18 protein-coding genes are annotated in these 18,552 nt (G+C 63.9%); 1 reads left to right on the forward strand and 17 read right to left on the reverse strand.

Annotated elements, in window-relative coordinates:
* Positions 1 to 41: 41 nt before the first annotated feature.
* From EJ076_RS08045 to EJ076_RS08065, 5 genes are all read right to left on the reverse strand, one after another.
* Positions 42 to 1,322, reverse strand: coding sequence for a cysteine desulfurase-like protein (locus EJ076_RS08045; protein ID WP_126067528.1), 1,281 nt, complete (start codon positions 1,320 to 1,322; stop codon positions 42 to 44).
* A gap of 48 nt (positions 1,323 to 1,370) precedes the next feature.
* Positions 1,371 to 2,045, reverse strand: a complete 675-nt coding sequence (locus EJ076_RS08050) for an amino acid ABC transporter permease (RefSeq protein WP_126067529.1) — start codon at positions 2,043 to 2,045, stop codon at positions 1,371 to 1,373.
* Positions 2,046 to 2,197: 152 nt separating this feature from the next.
* Complete coding sequence (locus tag EJ076_RS08055) at positions 2,198 to 2,995, reverse strand: ABC transporter substrate-binding protein (RefSeq protein ID WP_109666189.1); 798 nt, start codon at positions 2,993 to 2,995, stop codon at positions 2,198 to 2,200.
* Between the two features lie 73 nt (positions 2,996 to 3,068).
* Complete coding sequence (locus EJ076_RS08060) at positions 3,069 to 4,268, reverse strand: pyridoxal phosphate-dependent aminotransferase (RefSeq protein WP_164548569.1); 1,200 nt, start codon at positions 4,266 to 4,268, stop codon at positions 3,069 to 3,071.
* 190 nt (positions 4,269 to 4,458) lie between these two features.
* Positions 4,459 to 5,220 carry an HpcH/HpaI aldolase/citrate lyase family protein gene (locus EJ076_RS08065; RefSeq protein WP_126067531.1) on the reverse strand — a complete coding sequence of 254 codons (762 nt, stop codon included), beginning with the start codon at positions 5,218 to 5,220 and terminating at the stop codon, positions 4,459 to 4,461.
* Positions 5,221 to 5,342: 122 nt separating this feature from the next.
* Here EJ076_RS08065 and EJ076_RS08070 point away from each other — a divergent pair, with 122 nt between their 5' ends.
* Positions 5,343 to 6,434 (forward strand): LLM class flavin-dependent oxidoreductase, encoded by a 1,092-nt coding sequence (locus tag EJ076_RS08070; protein ID WP_126067532.1) that lies wholly within the window; start codon positions 5,343 to 5,345, stop codon positions 6,432 to 6,434.
* A 24-nt stretch (positions 6,435 to 6,458) separates the two neighbouring features.
* On the opposite strand, the gene EJ076_RS08075 is transcribed toward EJ076_RS08070, so the two are convergent.
* From EJ076_RS08075 to EJ076_RS08130, 12 genes are all read right to left on the reverse strand, one after another.
* Positions 6,459 to 6,854, reverse strand: coding sequence for a RidA family protein (locus EJ076_RS08075; protein WP_109666196.1), 396 nt, complete (start codon positions 6,852 to 6,854; stop codon positions 6,459 to 6,461).
* Positions 6,855 to 6,906: 52 nt separating this feature from the next.
* Positions 6,907 to 8,055, reverse strand: coding sequence for an acyl-CoA dehydrogenase family protein (locus EJ076_RS08080; protein WP_126067533.1), 1,149 nt, complete (start codon positions 8,053 to 8,055; stop codon positions 6,907 to 6,909).
* Positions 8,055 to 8,867, reverse strand: a complete 813-nt coding sequence (locus EJ076_RS08085) for an enoyl-CoA hydratase family protein (protein WP_126067534.1) — start codon at positions 8,865 to 8,867, stop codon at positions 8,055 to 8,057. The genes EJ076_RS08080 and EJ076_RS08085 overlap by 1 nt, the downstream gene beginning before the upstream one ends.
* On the reverse strand, positions 8,864 to 9,334 hold the full coding sequence (locus tag EJ076_RS08090) for a MarR family transcriptional regulator (protein WP_126067535.1): 471 nt from the start codon (positions 9,332 to 9,334) through the stop codon (positions 8,864 to 8,866). Before EJ076_RS08090 ends, EJ076_RS08085 begins: the two co-directional genes overlap by 4 nt.
* Positions 9,328 to 10,101, reverse strand: a complete 774-nt coding sequence (locus EJ076_RS08095) for an SDR family NAD(P)-dependent oxidoreductase (protein WP_126067536.1) — start codon at positions 10,099 to 10,101, stop codon at positions 9,328 to 9,330. The genes EJ076_RS08090 and EJ076_RS08095 overlap by 7 nt, the downstream gene beginning before the upstream one ends.
* The gene (locus tag EJ076_RS08100; RefSeq protein ID WP_126067537.1) at positions 10,098 to 12,392 is read right to left on the reverse strand and encodes a bifunctional salicylyl-CoA 5-hydroxylase/oxidoreductase; all 2,295 of its coding nucleotides are present in this window, start codon (positions 12,390 to 12,392) and stop codon (positions 10,098 to 10,100) included. The genes EJ076_RS08095 and EJ076_RS08100 overlap by 4 nt, the downstream gene beginning before the upstream one ends.
* 141 nt (positions 12,393 to 12,533) lie before the next feature.
* The gene (locus EJ076_RS08105) at positions 12,534 to 13,076 is read right to left on the reverse strand and encodes a VOC family protein (RefSeq protein ID WP_126070987.1); all 543 of its coding nucleotides are present in this window, start codon (positions 13,074 to 13,076) and stop codon (positions 12,534 to 12,536) included.
* A gap of 136 nt (positions 13,077 to 13,212) precedes the next feature.
* The gene (locus EJ076_RS08110; protein WP_126067538.1) at positions 13,213 to 14,049 is read right to left on the reverse strand and encodes an ATP-binding cassette domain-containing protein; all 837 of its coding nucleotides are present in this window, start codon (positions 14,047 to 14,049) and stop codon (positions 13,213 to 13,215) included.
* Positions 14,042 to 14,923 carry an ABC transporter ATP-binding protein gene (locus EJ076_RS08115; RefSeq protein ID WP_126067539.1) on the reverse strand — a complete coding sequence of 294 codons (882 nt, stop codon included), beginning with the start codon at positions 14,921 to 14,923 and terminating at the stop codon, positions 14,042 to 14,044. The genes EJ076_RS08110 and EJ076_RS08115 overlap by 8 nt, the downstream gene beginning before the upstream one ends.
* Complete coding sequence (locus EJ076_RS08120) at positions 14,920 to 15,768, reverse strand: ABC transporter permease (RefSeq protein WP_126067540.1); 849 nt, start codon at positions 15,766 to 15,768, stop codon at positions 14,920 to 14,922. Before EJ076_RS08120 ends, EJ076_RS08115 begins: the two co-directional genes overlap by 4 nt.
* Entirely contained in the window at positions 15,761 to 16,768 is a 1,008-nt protein-coding gene (locus tag EJ076_RS08125; protein WP_126067541.1) for an ABC transporter permease, read from the reverse strand. The genes EJ076_RS08120 and EJ076_RS08125 overlap by 8 nt, the downstream gene beginning before the upstream one ends.
* A gap of 221 nt (positions 16,769 to 16,989) precedes the next feature.
* Complete coding sequence (locus tag EJ076_RS08130; RefSeq protein WP_126067542.1) at positions 16,990 to 18,519, reverse strand: ABC transporter substrate-binding protein; 1,530 nt, start codon at positions 18,517 to 18,519, stop codon at positions 16,990 to 16,992.
* Between the last annotated feature and the right edge of the window lie 33 nt (positions 18,520 to 18,552).

The following is an 18,552-nucleotide window of genomic DNA, read 5'->3' on the forward strand; positions in this document are numbered from 1 at the left end:
TCTCTTCGTCATCCTAGGGCGGAGCTCCGCGAAGCGTCGTTTCACGACAACTTCGCGATGATGGCGCGCAACGCCTCGCCGAAGCGCCGGACTTCCTCGACCGTGTTGTAGTGGACCAGCGAGGCGCGGATGGCGCCGCTGTCCATCGAGAGGTTGAGACGCTTCATCAGCCGCGGCGCGTACATGTGGCCGTCGCGGATGCCGATCTGCATCTCGGCCATTTCCTCGACGATCCGCTGCGGCGAGAGCTTGCCGATGTTGAAGCAGAAGGTCGGCACGCGCTCGGTGATGCGGGCCTCGTCGGCAACGCCGTAGATGGTCGCGCCACAGTCCTTGAGCACGGCGAGCATTTCGCGCGCCAGCACCAGCTCATAGTCGCGGATGGCGCCCATGCCGGCGACGATGTTGTCGCGCCGAGAGCGGTTGTTGGAGGGCGCCAGATTGCGGCCGATCAGTTCCAGATACTGCACGGCGGCATCCATGCCGGAGACGTTCTCGTAGATGAAGGTGCCGGCCTCGACCTTGTAGGGCGGTTCGTCGGGGATGAAATCCTCGCGGAAGGTCGGCAGCCGCTTCAGCGTTTCAAAGCGGCCCCACAGGAAGCCCATATGCGGCGAGAAATTCTTGTAGCCGGAGCAGACGAGATAGTCGCAATCCCAGGCCTGCACGTCGATCAGTCCATGCGGCCCGTAGTGGACGCAGTCGAGGAAGACTTCGGCGCCGGCCGCGTGTGCGATCCCAGCCACCGATGCGACATCGACGATCGAGCCGATCGAATGCGCCGTCACAGTGCAGGCGACGAGGCGGGTGCGGTCGGAAACCAGCGGGCGCAGATCGTCGACATGCAGATTGCCGTCCTCGCGCATGCGCCACCATTTGAACTTTGCGCCGGCGGACTCCAGCGCCAGCCATGTCGCGATGTTGGCGTCGTGGTCCATGTCGGTGACGACGATCTCGTCACGCTCTTGCAGCATCTGGCCGATGCCGAGGCTGACCAGGCGAATGAACGAGGTGGCGTTCATGCCGAAGCAGATTTCCGCCGGGCTGTAGGCATTGATCAGCAGCGCGACGCTTGTCCGAGCGTCGGCGACCGACTGGTCGACGGTGACGCTGCGGCCATAACGGCCGCCACGCTGCACATTGTGCGAAACCAGATGATTGGTAACCGCGTCGAGCACGCTTTGCGGGATCTGCGCGCCGGCGGCATTGTCCAAAAAGATGAAGTCGCCGGCCCGCTGCAAGGCTGGAAACATGGCGCGGATGGTGTCGACGGGGAACGCGCCGGAGGCGCTGTTCGCGTTGTCGGTTTGATGCTTGTTCACGGGCAGGCTCCTGCGAAGGACTTGGGCGGGGTGGATCAGGTGGCGAGGTCAGCGCTTCTTTTCGGTCTTGAAGCGCTCTTCAAGCAGGCTGACGAGGCGGACCATCGGCCAGAGGAAGATGAGATAGACGAGTGCTGCGCCGATCAGCGGCGAGGGGTTGGCGTAGAGCGACTGCGCGTTGGTCGCTTCCTTCAAGAGTTCCGGCAGCGCCACGGTGGAGGCGAGTGAGGTGTCCTTGAACATCGAGACGCAGTTGCTGGTCATCGGCGGAATGACGACGCGGATCGCTTGCGGCAGCACCACCTTGCGCAAGGTCAGGAGGAACGGCAGGCCGAGCGCCTGCGACGCCTCGAACTGGCCGCGCGGAATGCTTTCGATGCCGGAGCGGAACACCTCGGCCGAGTAGGCCGACATGATGAAGGCGAAGGCAGTCACCGCTGATGCCCAGGACGACAGGCGGATGCCGAGGAAGGGCAGCGCGTAGTAGATCAGGATCAGCACGACCAGCACCGGCAGGGCACGGAAGATGTCGGTGTAGCCGACCGCCAGCCACCGCAGCGGCTTCGGCGCATAGAGCCGCACCAGGCTGATCACCAGGCCGATGGGGATGCCGATGCCGATGCTCAAAATGCCGAGCAGCAGCGTGTTCAGGAAGCCGCGCAGCAGCGCCGGCAGGCTGGACATGATGACATCGGGGTTGAAGAAGGTATCCAGCAGCGACATGGGAGCGTTCCCGAACCCGAGAGCAAGGATGCTCAGGTTAAAACCAATCGATCTCGCCAATGGCGAGACGGTCTGCGCGGAAGCCGGCGCTGGAGCATGAAATGAATCGTGCCGGCCTGGAAAGCCGGCACGATGTCAGCGCAGCTTTCAGCTCAGGCCTTCGGCAGCGGCATTTCCTTCATGGTCGAAGAGTCGGCAGGCGCGTCGCTGCCGAACCACTTCTTATGGATGGCGGCCAGCGTGCCGTCCTTCTTCATCGCGCTCAGCGCGTCGTTCAGCTTGCCGAGCAGCGGGTGGTCCTTGGTCATCATCAGGCCGTATTGTTCGCCGGTCTTGATGCGTTCCTTGACGACCAGATCCTTCATCTTGGTGAAGGAATATTCCATGCCCGGAATGTCGCTGACGGCGGCATCGACGCGGCCGGCGCTGAGGTCGAGCAGCAGGTTCTGCTGCGTGTCATAACCCTTCACGTCGCTGAAGCCGTCGGCTTCCTGATGCGCCTTGACCCAGGTCTCGCCGGTCGAGCCGGACAGCACGCCGACGATCTTGCCCTTGAGGTCGGCTTCGGCCTTGATCGGGCTGTCGGTCTTGGTGGCGATGCCCATGTCGGAATCATAATAGGGCTGCGTGAACGACTGCGACTTCAGCCGCTCCGCCGTGATGGTGATCGACGAGATGGCGACATCGATGCGCTTCGACGTGGTGGCGGCGAACAGCGCCTGGAAGCCGAGATCGGCGATGTCGGTGGTCATGCCGATGCGTTTGGCTGCTTCGTTGACGATGTCGACTTCGAAGCCCTCGAAGGTGCCGCTCTCGTTCTTGTATTCGAACGGCGGATTGGTCGGGTACGCGCCGACATTGAGCACGTCCGCGGCATAGGCGGTGGCGGGGCCGGCGGCGATGCCGATGGCGGCGGCGAGAAGTAGCAGTTTGCGGCGAGTGAAGCTCATTTGTGTTCCCTCTGTTGTTGATCGGGCGGGTTGCTCCCGCACGGTTTTTTGCCGCCCCGCTTCAGGCAGGGCGTCAATTCATGGCAGCGACCATGCGGTCGAGCGCGGTAGCTATGTCCTTGCGTTCACGGCACACGCACATGCGCAGGAAGGCCGTTGCCGAACTTCCGAAGAGATGGCCGGGCGCCAGGCCGACGCGCGCCGTCTCAAGGATTTTGGCGCAGGCAAGACGTGCGTCGCTTTCGCCTTCCATGGCAAAGAAGGCATACATGCCGCCGCGCGGTTTCGCAGGCAGGATGATGCCTGGAATCTCCGCCAGCCGGTCATAGGCAAGGTCGAGGCCGGTCTGGATACGTTGCCGGATCTCTTCGACCAGCGGCTCGCCCTGGCGGATGGCTGCAACCGCACCAGCCTGGATGGGGGCAGCGGTGCCGCTGTTGATATATTGTGTCATGGCGCCGAGCTGGTCGGCCACCCCTGATGGATGCGTCAGCCAGCCGATGCGCCAGCCGGTCATCGCCCAGGCTTTGGAGAAGCTGTTGACCGACAGCACCCGGTCCCCGTCCTCGGCGATCTGCAGGATGGAGGGGGCAACATCGCCGTCGAAATAGAGCCGGCCATAGACCTCGTCGGAGATGATCCAGATGCCGGTGCGCCGGCTGAAATCGAGCAGCGCCTGCATCTCCTCGCGCGATGCGGTCCAGCCGGTCGGGTTGGATGGCGTCGACAGGAAGATCGCCCGCGTGCGTGCGTCGCAGGTGGCGAACAGCCGGTCGAGATCCAGATGCCAGTCGCCTCTGAAATCGAGCGAAAACGGCCGTGGCTCACCGCCGATCAAATGGATGGCGTTGTGGATGTTGGGCCATTGCGGCGCGACATAGACGACGTTGCTGCCGGTATCGACCAGCAGTTCCAGCGCCAGGTACAGCGCCTGCATGCCGCCAGGCGTGACGGTGGTGCGCGCGATCGGGATCGGCCGGCCATGGATGCGCGTCTGGTACTCCGACAGCGCCTCGTTCAACGGGGCGTGGCCGCGCATGTTGGGAACGTAGAAGGTCAGGCCTTCATCGAAGGCGGCCTTGGCGGCGTCGCGGATGAAAGCCGGCGTCACCATGTCGCCTTCGCCGTACCACAGCGCGATCACATCGCCCAGTTCACGCGCCCGCACGGCAAGGTTGGCGATGTTTTCTGTGTGAAGATCGCGAATCTGGGCGCGCACGCCGTCAAAGGCATAGCGCGCGCTGGACGATGACTGGGGCAGTACGAACGACAAGGACTGAAACCCCTCCCACCCGGAGCACAACGATGGACTGGCCGGGAAGCCCGTCCGGTACGGCCGTCGCCATCGATCCTGGAATGCTTATCCAAAGTGCGGCACTTTTCAAGGCGAAAGTTTTAAGCTTAAAAAGTTTGACCGTCCTGTTGCCGTGCCGATACGCCTTTTTGCGCCAGCTGCGCCCGTCTCATGCCAATTCGTCGCGTGTGGCGGCACAGTTGGCCGCAGCGCCGGCGCCGAGAAACATGGTGTCGCTGGCCAGGATGAAGAAGCTGGCGCCGATGGCTGCCCATTGCCCGACAGGTTGTGGGCTGGCGCAAAATATGCCGGCGGCCTTGCCGTGCGCGATCGTCGCGCCGACGATCGTCCGGATCGCCGCATTGAGCCTGTCTACGCCTTGCGGTCCCAGCGCATCGATCGACACCGAAAGATCGCCGGGGCCGACGAAGATCACGTCGATGCCGTCGACGGCCGCGATCGCTTCGATGTTGGCCAGCCCTTCTGATGTCTCGACCTGGATCGCGACGACGATCCTGTCATTGGCGCCGGCCAGATATTCCGGAATGCGATAGCCATAGCCGGCGGCCCGGCCGGGACCGACACCGCGCTCCCCTTTTGGCGGATAGCGCGAGGCTTTGACGGCCATCGCGGCCTGGGCAGCGGTCGATATGCGCGGCACCAGCACGCCTTGGGCGCCGCTATCCAAGGCCGCCTGGATGGCTTCGGGTGCATGGCCGGGAACGCGCACCATGGCCGGCACGCGATGCACGTCGGCCGCGCGCACCATGGTCTCGATCATGTCGCGCGAGATCTGGGCATGTTCCCAGTCGATGCAGAGGAAATCGAGACCGGACTGCGCCATCACTTCGACCGCGACGGGATGGGGAATGGCTGCAAAGGAGCCGACAAGGTTCGTCTTGCCGATGCATTTCTGGCGGAACTCGCTCATGCCGATCCCCTTTTTCGTCCTGCCCAAATCCATATCCGCAAACCATCGCCAGGCGAAGCTATTTCATGCTTGAAATATTTTTGCGGAGCCGTAGCGTGCGATCTTCGCCGGGAGGTCGCGACATGAACAAACCACACCCCTTGCACGGCCCGAACAGACTGAAGCTCGGTGTCTTTTCGACCAATGCCGATGGCGGCCTTGCCATCACCGACGTTCCGGAACGCTGGACAGCGAGCTGGCAGGACAATCTGACCGCGGCGCAGATCGCCGACCGGGCAGGGCTGGAGTTCATGCTGCCGATCGCGCGCTGGCGCGGCTTTGGCGGCCGCAACAAGGTGCGCGAATGGTCGTTCGAGACCTTCACCTGGGCGGCAGCACTTGCCATGGCCACCGAGCAGATCGGCCTGTTCATGACCGTGCATGTGCCGCTGGTGCATCCGCTCTACGCAGCCAAGGCGCTGGCGACGGTCGACCACATCAGCCAGGGCCGCGCCGGCCTCAACATCGTCTGCGGCTGGAACCCGAAGGAATTCGGCATGTTCGGCACGCCCCTGGTCGAGAAGGGCTACGACCAGGCAGCGGAATGGATCGAAATCCTCGAAAAGCTTTATGCCTCGCCCGAGCCGCTCGACTATGAGGGCACCTACTATCGCCTCAAGGAAGCCGTCAGCCGGCCGGCTAGCCTGCAGGTTCCGCGCCCCGTGACAATGAACGCTGCTTTCGGCGGGCCGGGTCGCGATTTCGCCGCCGCCAGATGCGATTATCTGTTCACGACCTTTTCCGAGATGAGCGATGCCGGCAAGCACGTCGCCGACATCAGCGAGCGCGCCGACAAGGCAGGCCGCGACGTCGGCGTCTACACGGTGGCGCATGTCGTCTGCCGCCCGACGATGGAAGAGGCGCAGGCCTACTACACCCGCTACGCCGTCGATATGGCCGACCACGACGCGGTCGATGCCCATATGGCGGGCAAGAAGGAATTCTCGCAATCGCACGACCCGCATGCCTATGACCGCTACCGGCAGCGTTTCGCCGGCGGCGCCGGCACCTACCCGCTGATCGGAACGCCGGAAACGATTGCCGCCGACATGGCCGCCATTGCCGGGCACGGCTATCAGGGCATCGCGCTGTCCTTCGTCAACTACACGCAGGAACTGCCCTATTTCTGCGATCACGTGCTGCCGATTTTGCGGAAGGCGGGACTGCGCGAATAATTTATTCCTGGGACAATCGATAGTTTATTCCGGGATGACGGCGGTAGCTTGGATCTCCACCTTGGCCCGGTCCTCGACCAGCGCCACCACCTGCATGGCGGCCATCGCCGGAAAGTGCCGGCCGATCACCTCGCGATAGGCCTCGCCGATGCCCCTGAGGTTGGCGAGGTATTCGGCCTTGTCGGTGAAATACCAGGTCATCGAGGTGATGTGCTGCGGCCCCGCACCGGCCTCGGCCAGCACCGCGACGATGTTCTCGAGCGTCTGCCGCACCTGGCCAACAAAATCGTCGGTCTCGAACTGGCATTGACCGTTCCAGCCGACCTGTCCGCCAACGAAGACGAGCTGCCCGCGTGCCGCGACGCCATTGGCGTAGCCGACAGGTTTTGCCCAGCCTTCCGGCTGCAGAATCGTGTGCATTCAAAACCTCCCGGTATTCCAAAGTCTCAAAATCGCCGTCAATTTCTCGCCGTCAGGCCGCGCCCAGCACTTGTCGCGCAATCACCACTTTCTGCACGTCGGAGGCACCCTCATAGATGCGCAGCGCACGGATCTCGCGATACAGGCTTTCGACGATATGGCCTTTGCGGACACCGTCGCCGCCATGCAGCTGCACGGCCTTGTCGATCACCTCTTGCGCCCTGTCGGTGGCAAACAGCTTGGCCATCGCCGCCTCGCGGGTGACGCGGGGCGCGCCCATGTCCTTGGTCCAGGCGGCGCGGTAGACCAGCAGCGCCGCCGCGTCGACGTCGAGTGCCATGTCGGCGATATGCCCCTGCACCATCTGCAGCTCCGCCATCGGCGCGCCGAACAGTTTGCGCTCGGCCACCCGTTTGATGCTCTCGTCCAGCGCGCGGCGGGCAAAGCCAAGTGCCGCCGCGCCGACAGTCGAGCGGAACACATCGAGCACCGACATGGCGATGCGGAAGCCATCGCCTGGTTTGCCGATCAGTGCCGAGGCTGGCAGGCGGACCTGGTCGAAAGACAGCCGCGCCAGCGGATGCGGCGCGATCACTTCGAGCCGCTCGGCGATGCCGAGGCCCTTGGTGTTATCAGGCACGAGGAAGGCCGAGAGCCCCTTGGCGCCGGGCGCCTCACCGGTGCGGGCAAAGACGACATAGAGGTCGGCGATGCCGCCATTGGAGATCCACGTCTTCTCGCCGGACAGGACATAGCTATCGCCGTCGCGGATCGCCGTCATTTCCGTGTTGGCGACATCCGATCCCGAGCGCGGCTCCGACAGAGCAAAGGCAGAAATCGCCTTGCCGGCGCGCGTCTTTGCCAGCCATTGCTGCTGCGACGGCGTGCCGAACAGGCTGAGCGCACCGGTGCCGAGCCCCTGCATGGCGAAGGCAAAATCGGCCAGCCCGTCATGGCGGGCAAGCGTCTCGCGTGTGATGCACAGGGTGCGGACGTCGAGTGGTCCCGGATTGTCCGTGTCGAGCGCCGTCGGCTTCAACCAGCCATCCCGGCCAAGCTTGCCCACCAGCTCGCGGCAGGCGGCATCGACATCATGATGATCGACCGGCAGGTTTTTCGCGCACCACGCCTCCAGCCGCTCGGCCAGTTCGCGATGGTGATCCTCGAAAAACGGCCAGTTGAGAAAACTCTTGTCAGCCATCAATTGCCCTCGAACACCGGCTTTTCCTTGGCCACGAACGCCTTGTAGGCGCGCTCGAAGTCGCGGGTCTGCATGCAGATTGCTTGCGCCTGTGCTTCCGCTTCGATCGCCTGGTCGAGACCCATCGACCATTCCTGGTTGAGCTGCGTCTTGGTGATGCCGTGGGCGAAGGTCGGGCCGGAGACGATGCGCGCGGCCATGTCGAGCGCATCGGCCTCCAGCGATGCGGCATCGACCAGCCTGTTGTAGAACCCCCAGCGCTCGCCTTCTGCCGCCGTCATGGTACGGCCGGTGTAGAGCAGTTCGGCGGCGCGGCCCTGGCCGATGATGCGCGGCAGGATCGCGCAGGCGCCCATGTCGCAACCGGCGAGACCGACTCGGGTGAACAGGAATGCGGTCTTTGCTTCCGGCGTGGCGATCCGGATATCGGAGCTCATGGCAATGATGGCGCCGGCGCCGACCGCGACGCCATCGACCGCCGCAATAATCGGCTTGCCGCAATTCAGCATCGCCTTGACGAAATCGCCGGTCATCCGGGTGAAGGCGAGAAGCTGCTTCATGTCCATCTTGACCAGCGGGCCGATGATGTCGTGGACATCGCCGCCGGAGCAGAAATTGCCGCCATTGGAGAGAAACACCACGGCGTCGACGTCGTCGGCATAGACGAGGTCGCGGAACGTGTCGCGCAGCTCGGCATAGCTGTCGAAGGTCAGCGGGTTCTTGCGCTCCGGCCGGTCGAGCCGGACCTTCGCGATCCCGCCCTCGACCTCCCACAGGAAATGCTTCGGCTTGCGTCCGGCCATCCCGGTCATTCGCGTCCCTCCCAGTTGCTGCGGAACGAGGTCAGCATGCCTGTCAGCCGGCGCGCATCGTCCTCGCTGACCTTGCCCAGCAATTCACCGATCCAGCCTTCATGCGCGGCGGCGATGGTGGCAAAGGCCTGCGTGCCTTCCTCGGTCAGCCGCACCATCGAGGTGCGGCGGTCGCCATTGCGCCTCGCGCGGGCGACAAGTCCTTCCGAAACCAGCCGGTCGACGATCCCCGTGACATTGCCGTTCGACACCAAGAGGAAGCGCGACAGGTCGCTCATCAGCATGCCTTCCGGCACCCGATAAAGGGCTGCCATCACATCGAAGCGCGGCAGCGTCGTGTTGAAGTCCTTCTTCAGGCGCTCGCGCAGCTCGGCCTCGACCGTGCGCGAGGCACGCAGCAGCCTGATCCACAGACGCAAGCGATCCTTGCCGGGTCCCGACGGCGCGGGCAGGGGGCCGGCTACCATGTTTCGCCTCCTGAGATGGAAATCGCCTGTCCGGTGATCGATTGGGCGGCGTCGCCACACAGCCACAGCACGGCTGCGGCAACCTCTTGCGGCTGGATGAATCGGCCTTGCGGATTGGTCGAGGCAAGGCTCGACCGTGCCTGCTCGACCGAGCGGCCGGTCTTCTCGATGATGCGCTGGATGGACTCTTCCAGCATTTCGGTTTCGACAAAGCCCGGGCATACGGCGTTGACGGTGACGCCCGATTTGACCGTTTCGGCGGCAAGAGCCCGCATCAGGCCAACGACGCCATGCTTGGCGGCGACGTAAGGCGCGACATAGGCGTAGCCTTTCAGCCCTGCCGTCGAAGCGATGAAGACGATCCGCCCCGTCTTGCGAACGGCCATGCCGGCCAACGCCGGCTTCACCGTCAGGAAAGCTCCGGTCAAATTGACGTCGAGCGTCCGCTGCCAGTCGCTGAGCGCGGTTTTGTGCGTGGGCGCGCTGCCGGACATGCCGGCATTGGCGACGACGATGTCGAAGGGTCCGCGCGCGGCTTGCGCCCTTTCGTAAAGCGACGCCATCGCCGCCTCATCGGTGACGTCGGCGGCGATGCCGAAAATGCCTTTGCTTTCGCCGGCCACTTTGACGAGTTCTGCTTCTCGGCGGCCGCAGATGGTGACGTCGATGCCGGCACCCGCCAGCGCCAGCGCGATGGCCCGGCCGACACCGGAGCCACCGCCTGTGACCAGCGCATGCTTGCCGGGGATCGTCGAGCCGGCACTCATACTTTCAGCCCCGCTGCCGCGTCGCGCTCGGCCAGCCGGTAGAGCTGGTCGCGTCCGGGCAGATAGGGATCCGGCCATTTGACACCACGGTCGCCGAGCGTCACCGCCGCATGCAGCGTCCAGTAGGGGTCGGCGAGATGCGGCCGTGCCAGCGCCACCAGATCGGCGCGGCCGGCCATCAGGATCGAATTAACATGGTCCGGCTCGTAGATGTTGCCGACCGCCATCGTCGCCATGCCGACCTCGTTGCGGATGCGGTCGGAAAACGGCGTCTGGAACATGCGGCCATAGACCGGCTTTGCCAATGCCGAGGTCTGGCCGGCCGAGACGTCGCAGATATCGACACCTGCCTCGTGCAGCAGCCGTGCGATCTCGACCGCATCAGCCGGCGTTACACCTTCGATGCCGACCCAGTCATTGGCCGAAATGCGCATCGAGATCGGCTTCTCCGCCGGCCAGGCGGCGCGCACCGCACGGAAGATTTCCAGGGGATAGCGCATGCGGTTTTCCAGCGAACCGCCATAGGCATCGGTGCGCCGGTTGGTGACCGGCGTGATGAAGGACGACAGCAGATAGCCGTGCGCGGCGTGGATCTCGAGCATGTCGAAGCCGCAACGATCTGCCATCTCGGCCGAAGCCACGAATTCGTCGCGCACCTTGTCCATGTCGGTGCGGTTCATCGCCTTCGGCACCTGATTCTGCGTCGACCACGCGACGGCCGAGGCTGCCATGACCGGCCAGTTGCCTGAGACCAACGGCACGTCGGTGCCCTCCCAGCCGAGCCGGGTCGAACCCTTGGCGCCTGAATGGCCGATCTGGGCGCAGATCTTCGCCTCGGTCTCGGTGTGGACGAAGTCGACCAGCCGCTTCCACGCCACCGCATGTTCGGGCGCGTAGAACCCCGGACAGCCGGGCGTGATGCGCCCTTCGGGGCTGACGCAGGTCATTTCGATATAGAGGAGGCCGGCGCCGCCCTTGGCGCGCTCGGCATAGTGGGTGAAATGCCAGTCGGTCGGGCAGCCGTCGACGGCCTTGTACTGCGCCATCGGCGAGACGACGACGCGGTTCTGCAGCTTCATGTCGCGCAGCTTGAATGGCGCGAACATCGGCGCGCGGCGCAGGCTGTTGCCGCCGGCGCCCGCCTGGCGCTGGAACCATTCTTCGGCGCCGCCCAGCCATTCGGCGTCGCGCAGCCGCAAGTTCTCGTGGCTGATGCGCTGCGAGCGGGTCAAAAGCGAATAATTGAACTGCACCGGATCGAGACCGAGATAGCGCTCGACCTCCTCGAACCATTCGAGCGAATTGCGCGCCGCCGATTGCAGCTTCAGCACCTCGGTGCGGCGGGCATCCTCATATCTACGGAACGCGGCGTCGAGGTCGGGTTCGGACTCGACATACTCGGCCAGCGCCACCGCACTTTCCAGCGCCAGCTTGGTGCCGGAGCCTATCGAGAAATGGGCCGATGCCGCCGCATCGCCCATCAGCGCAAGGTTCTTGTAGGACCAGCGCTCGCACAGCACGCGCGGGAAATTGATCCAGGCCGAGCCACGGATGTGGTTGGCATTGGTCATCAGCGCGTGGCCGCCGAGATGTTTTTCGAAGATACGCTCGCAGACGGCGATCGATTCCTGCTGCGACATCGCGCCGAAGCCGAAAGCAGCCCAGGTCTGTTCGCTGCACTCGACGATGAACGTCGCGGTGTCGCTGTCGAACTGGTAGGCGTGCGCCCACACCCAGCCATGCTCGGTCTTCTCGAAGATGAAGGTGAAGGCGTCGTCGAACTTCTGGTTGGTGCCCAGCCAGACGAACTTGCATTTGCGGGTGTCGATGTCGGGCTTGAAGACGTCGACGAAAGTGTTGCGCGCCCTGGAGTTCAGGCCGTCGGCAGCGACGACCAGATCATGCGTCTCCATGTAGGGCTTGGGATCGGCGATATCGGTCTCGAACATCAGCTTGACGCCGAGTTCTCGCGCGCGGCGCTGCAGCAGGACCAGCAGCCGCTTGCGGCCGATGCCGCAGAAACCGTGCCCGGTCGAGACCGTGCGCACGCCATCGTGGATGACGGCGATGTCGTCCCAATAAGCAAAGTGCTTCTTGATCCAGACGGCGCTGACCGGATCGTTTTTCGACAGGTTTTCAAGCGTCTCGGCCGACAGCACGACGCCCCAGCCGAACGTGTCGTCGGCGCGGTTGCGCTCGAACACCGTCACATCGTGCGCGGCGTCCCTGAGTTTCATCGAAATGGCAAAGTAGAGGCCGGCTGGTCCGCCGCCGAGAACCGCAACCTTCATGTCTGCGATCTCCTCTTCGCTTGCTGGTTTCGAGTATCGCGCCGGAGGTAAATTATTTCAAGCTTAAAGTTTCATATCGAAATGATTCAACGTCGCATTTGTGTGGCGTGCCTGCGGAACATCCGCAAGCACGCGTTCCCATCACTTTTCCGGGCTCTTCGGGCTCCATAGAACAGTCTCGGCGCCCTTCTCGTAGGCCATGCCATCGGGATAGCTGATCGCTTCCAGCTGCAGCCCCCATGGCGCCTGGAAGTAGAGGATGGTCTGGCCGGCGGCCGGCCCTTCCTTGACCGGCAACGGGCCCATGCGCGTCTTGACGCCCTTGCCGTCGAGATAGGCTTTGGCGGCGGCGACATCGTCGACATAGAAGGCAATGTGGAAGCCGCCTATGTCGCTGTTCTTCGGCGTCAGGTCCTTCTGGTCCGGTGCTGTGTATTTGAACAGCTCGATGTTCGAGCCATAGCCGCAGCGAACCATGGTGACCTGCTCAATGACCGCCTTGGGATCGACGCCTAGAAGGTCCTGCATGAAGGTGCCCTTGTCGTCGGCAAAAGGGCCGAACGACATCGCCTTCTTGCAGCCGACCACCTCGGTGAAGAAGTCGACCGCCTGCTTCATGTCGGGAACCGTGATGCCGGTGTGGTCGTGGCCGCGCATGCCTGGGATCGAATCCGCCGAGGCCATGCCGGCGCTGCCAAGGATCGCGGTGGCGAGCGTTGCGTTTCGAAATATCTCTTTCACGTCAGTCCTCCTCCATTGGCGGGACTTGGGTCTTTGCCGGTCGCACGTCCGAGGCCCGCTTTTCGGCGTGCGTGTGTATTCATGTCGGGGCCTTGATGGCGGCAGGGATGTCCAGCCAGCCCGCATCGATCTCGGGCAGCGGAATGGCTGCGATCAGATCGCGCGTGTAGGCTTGCCGCGGCTTGTCGAACAAGGCGTCGGTGGCGCTGGACTCGACGATCACGCCTTCGCGCATGACGATGACTTGCCGGCACAGCCGCCGAATGACAGACAGATCGTGGCTGATGAAGGCGACGGTCAGGCCCATCTCCGCCGCCAGCTTTTCCAGCAGGGTGAGGATTTGCGCCTGCGTCGAGACGTCGAGGCCGGAAACGATCTCGTCGGCCAATACGAATTTCGGCGACAGCGCCAGCGCCCGCGCAATGCCGACGCGCTGCCGCTGGCCGCCCGACAGTTCGTGCCGATAGCGGCTGGCGAAACTTTGCGGCAGGCCGACGCGCTGCAGCGCCTCAGCCACGCGCGCCTTGAGATTGTCGCCGAGGCCATTCTGCTTCAGCGGCGCGGCGATGATGCTGGCAATGGTGCGGCGCGGGTTGAGCGACGACATCGGATCCTGGAAGATCATCTGCAGATTGCGCCGCAATGGCCGCAGTTTCGCTTCCGGCAGATGGGTGATGTCGCGGCCCTCGAAGCTGACACTGCCGGCGCTGGGCTCCAGCAGGCGCACCAGGGCGCGGCCGAGCGTCGACTTCCCCGACCCGGATTCGCCGACGATGCCGGTCACCGAGCCCTTGGGCAGGTCGAAGTCGAGGCCTTTCAGGATCTCGGCCAACGGCGCGCGGCCGATCAGCGGCTTGCGCGTCATGTCGGGCAGCGCGACCTTCAGCCCGCGAACGGAAAACAGCAGCTCAGCCATGTGGCCGCCTCCAGGTCTGATCGGCCGCAGCGATCTCTGAAGCAAGCCCGGCCAGCACCGCCTCGTCCACCGGCTTCAACGAGGCGAAGGGATCGGTGTAGCGCGGCGTGGCCGCCATCAGCGCCCGCGTATAGGGGTGCTGCGGCGCGGCGAAGAGAGCAGCCGTCTCGGCCTCTTCCACCACCTTGCCGGCATAGAGCACCGAGACCTTTTGGCTGATCTTGGCGACGACGCCGAGATCATGAGTGACGAACAGGATCGCTGTGCCGTGCTCGCGCTGCAATTGCACGATCAGCCGCAGGATCTGCTTCTGCACGGTGACGTCGAGCGCCGTCGTCGGCTCGTCGGCGACGATCAGCCGTGGTTCGGCGGCGAAGGCGGCGGCGATCAGCACGCGCTGTCGCATGCCGCCGGAAAGCTCGTGCGGATAGCTTTTGAGCACGCGGTCGGGGTCGCGGATCTGCACCTCGTCGAGCAACTGGCGAATGCGGGTATCGGCCCTCTCGCCACTCCAGCCGAGAATGCGCACCAGCCGGTCGGTCATCTGCGAGCCGATGCGGCGCGACGGGTTGAGCGCGGTCAGCGGATCCTGCGGGATCAACGCCGTGCGTGCGCCGATCAGCGTGCGCCGTGCCTTCGGCTGCAATTTGCCGAGGTCTTCACCCTCAAGCAGCATGTCGCCTTCGACAATGCGCACGCTCGACGGCAATACGCCGAGCACCGCCTTGCCTATCATCGTCTTGCCGGCGCCGCTCTCGCCGACCAGCGCGCGGACCTCGCCGGGCTGAACGGCAAGCGACACCGAGCGCAGCACGCGCTGGCCGTTCGGCAGCACGGCGCTCAGATCCCTGATGTCGAGGCAGACCGCGCTCATCGCAGCACCGGGTCGAAACGCGTCTTCAGCGCCTCGCCGAACTGGCTGAACGACAGCACGGTGAGGATCAGGGTGACCAGCGGGAATACCAGCACCCACCAGGCCTGATGGATCGACAGCCGGCCCTCGGCGATGATGCCGCCCCAGGTCGGGTCGTCGGTCGAGATCGACAGATTGACGAAGGACAGGATCGCCTCGACGATGACGGCGATACCCATTTCCAGCGACAGCAGCGCCACGATCGACGGCACCACATTGGGCAGCACTTCGCGCAGCATGATGCCGATGCGGCCATAACCGGCGATGCGGGCATTCTCGACATAGTCCATGCGTGACTGGCCCATGGTTTCGGCGCGGATCACCCGGCAGAAACGCGTCCAGTCGATGATGGCGATGGCGAGGATGACGGAGCTGAGGCCGGTGCCGAGCACGGCGACCAGCAGGATGGCGAACAGCACCGGCGGAAACGCCATCCAGACATCGACGATGCGCGAGATGATGCGATCGGCCCAGCCGCCGAAATAGCCTGCGATCAGGCCTAGCGTCGAGCCGACCAGGCAGGCGGTGATGGCTGCGGCGAAAGCGACGATGAAGGCGATACGGCCGCCGAAGATCAACCGGGAGAGCAGGTCGCGGCCGAGGCTGTCGGTGCCGAGCCAATAGCCGGGTTCGGCTCCATCAATCCAGAACGGCGGCAGCCGCTCAAGCATCAAATCCTGCGCCAGCGGATCCTGAGGTGCAACCAGCGGCGCGAAGATCGCGGCCAGAAGCGCCAGCAGCAGCCAGCCGCCGGCAAGCCACAAGCGCGGCGACACACCTCGCCTTTGAGCGCGACCCTCATCCATGGCGCAGCCTCGGATTGAGTAGCGCATACATCATGTCGACGGTGAGGTTGATCAGCACGAACAGCAGCGCGAAGACCAGCACGATGCCTTGAATCAAAGGCAAGTCGCGGTTGATGACGGCATCGATCGCCATATTGCCAAGGCCTTCATAGGAAAACAGCCGTTCGACGATGACGGTGCCGCCAATGAGGAAGGTGAACTGCACGCCGACCAGCGTCAGCGTCGGCAGGGCGGCGTTTTTTAGCGCCTCGCGCAGGATGACCTGCGTTTCGGAGAAACCCTTGACCCGCGCCAGCACGACATAGTCGAGGTCGAGCACTTCCTTAAGCGACTGTTTCAGCAGCTGCGAGATGATCGCCGCCAGCGGCAGCGCCAGCGCCACCGCCGGCATCAGCATGTGCTTCAGGAGATCCCAGGTGAGGTCGAGGCGCAGGCGCAACAGGCTTTCGAACAGATAGAACTGGGTGACGAAAGGCAGGTCGAGTTGCGGCGACACCCGGCCGGAAATGTCGAAGATCGGCACCAGCACGCCGAACAGAAGGATCAGCACCAGACCCCACAGGAAATCGGGAATGGAAAGCGCCGCGCCGCTGGCGATGTCGATGCCGGCCTCGACCGCCGTGCCGCGTTCGCGCGCGCCGATCACCGCCGTCGTACCCCCAATCGTCACCGCCATCACAAGCGCGACGATGGCGAGTTCCAGTGTCGCTGGCAGCCGGTTGAAGACAAGGCCGAGCACGTCTTGCCTGAGCGAAATCGAGGTTCCGAAATCGCCCCTGGCCACGCCGGACAGCCAGATGAAGAACTGCTGCACGATGGTCTTGTCGAGGCCGTAGAGCGCCCGCAGCCTGGCAATGTCGGCATCCGTCGCGCCGGGCGGCAGCATCATGGCGATCGGATCGCCGGGCGCGACACGGATCACGACAAAGACGACGACGGCCACGCCGAACAGCGTAATCAACATCGTCAGCAGACGGATCAGGAATCTTTGCAGGAGCATTCTGGCGTAGGCCTAATGCGTTTCAGTGACTGATGGAACGAACCCCCTCATCCGGCCGCTTCGCGGCCACCTTCTCCCCGAGGGGAGAAGAGGTCGCAGACGGCTGAGCCGGTCTCTTCTCCCCAGCGGGGAGAAGGTGGCCCGAAGGGCCGGATGAGGGGGCCTGCGCAAGTTGGGAGAAGACACGCCGTCTTTGCGACAGCGCGCCTTTCTCGATTGTCTCAGGCCGGGGTCATCAGGGCCGGCAGCAGCGCGCCGGACACATGCTGCACCACATTGACGCCCTTGGCATGCACGATCGGCTGCGCATACTGCATCAGCGGCAGCACATAGGCCTGCTCGGCGATGTATTTGTCGACGGCCTTCCAGCCGGCGATGCGCTTGGCCTCGTCCTTTTCGCCCCACAGCGGGTTGATCATGTCGATCAGGTCCTGGCTGTCCCACACCGAATGCGGGCTCGGGCCATACATGGCAAAGCCGGTCGAGGTGGTCGGGTCGCCGATGGCGTTGCCCCAATTGTAGAAGGCCGCCGGCGCCAGCTTGTCGGCGGCGCGAAGCTCGTAGTGCTTGGCGATCTCGTAGACTTCGATCGTCGCCTCGATGCCGACCTTGCGCCACATGCCGACGATCGCCTGGATCATCTCATAGTCCTTGGGCTTGAAGCCCTTGGTCGTCTGGATGGTGAACTTGACCGGCTTTTCCGGCGAGTAGCCCGAGGCTGCGAGTAGTTCCTTGGCCTTTTCCGGATTGTGCTCGACCTTGATCGACGCATCGTAGGCCGCGTATTCCGGCGTCTCCAGCGTGTCGATCGGCTGGCCATAGCCGCGCAGCAGGCGGTCGACCAGCAGCTTCTTGTCGATCGACATGACGGCTGCCTGGCGGACGTTCTTGTCCAGCATCGCCTCGATGTCGTTGAAGAAGATCATGCCGATGTCGGAGACGTTCTTGCACGAGCCGGCAAGCCCGTCCTTGGCGATCAGCCGGTCATACTCCTCATAGGGAATTTCGAGCGTCACCTGCGAGGAGCCGGATTCGATCTCGGCGACGCGGCTTGCCGCATCGGCGACGAACTTGATCGTCACATTCTCGAAGGCCGGCTTGCCGCCCCAGTAGTTCGGATTGGCCTTCAGCCGCAGGAAGGCGTTGCGCTCGAATTTTTCGACCATGTAGGGGCCGGTGCCGATCGGCGCCTTCTCGAAACCTTCGGCGCCGACCTTCTCGTAATAGGCCTTCGGCATGATGTAGCCGGTCAGGAACGACATCCACTTGAAATAAACCGGGTCGAACTGCACGACGTCACCGGTGATCTTGTTGCCGTCGATCTTGAAGTTGTTGACGTTCTTCCAGACGAACTGGATCGGGTTGCCGGTCTTTTCGTCACCCGCCCGCTGCAGCGACCAGACCACGTCCTCGGGCGTGAACGGCGAACCGTCATGCCAGGTCACGCCTTCGCGCACCGTCATCATGATCTTGGTGCGGTCGTCGTTCCAGCCCCATTCGGTGAGCAGGCCCGGCGCGAAGGACAGGTCGGGCTTTTGCGGGATGAACTGGTCGAACACCGACTGGTAGAGCCCCTGGATGGTCGGGTTGACGGCCGAGGGGCCGGTGGTCGGATCCCAGGACGGCAGGTTGACGTTGTAGGCGATGGTCAGTTCGCCGGCGGCTGCCTTGGCGATCTGCGGCAGGCCGACGGCGGCCACCCCGAGTGCCGCGGCACTGTATCCCAGCAATTCGCGTCTGTTGATTGTCATGGTCGTTCCCCTTGTTGGTTTTCTGTTTCGTCG

The organism is Mesorhizobium sp. M7D.F.Ca.US.005.01.1.1, assembly GCF_003952545.1.
GTDB classification, from domain to species: domain Bacteria; phylum Pseudomonadota; class Alphaproteobacteria; order Rhizobiales; family Rhizobiaceae; genus Mesorhizobium; species Mesorhizobium loti.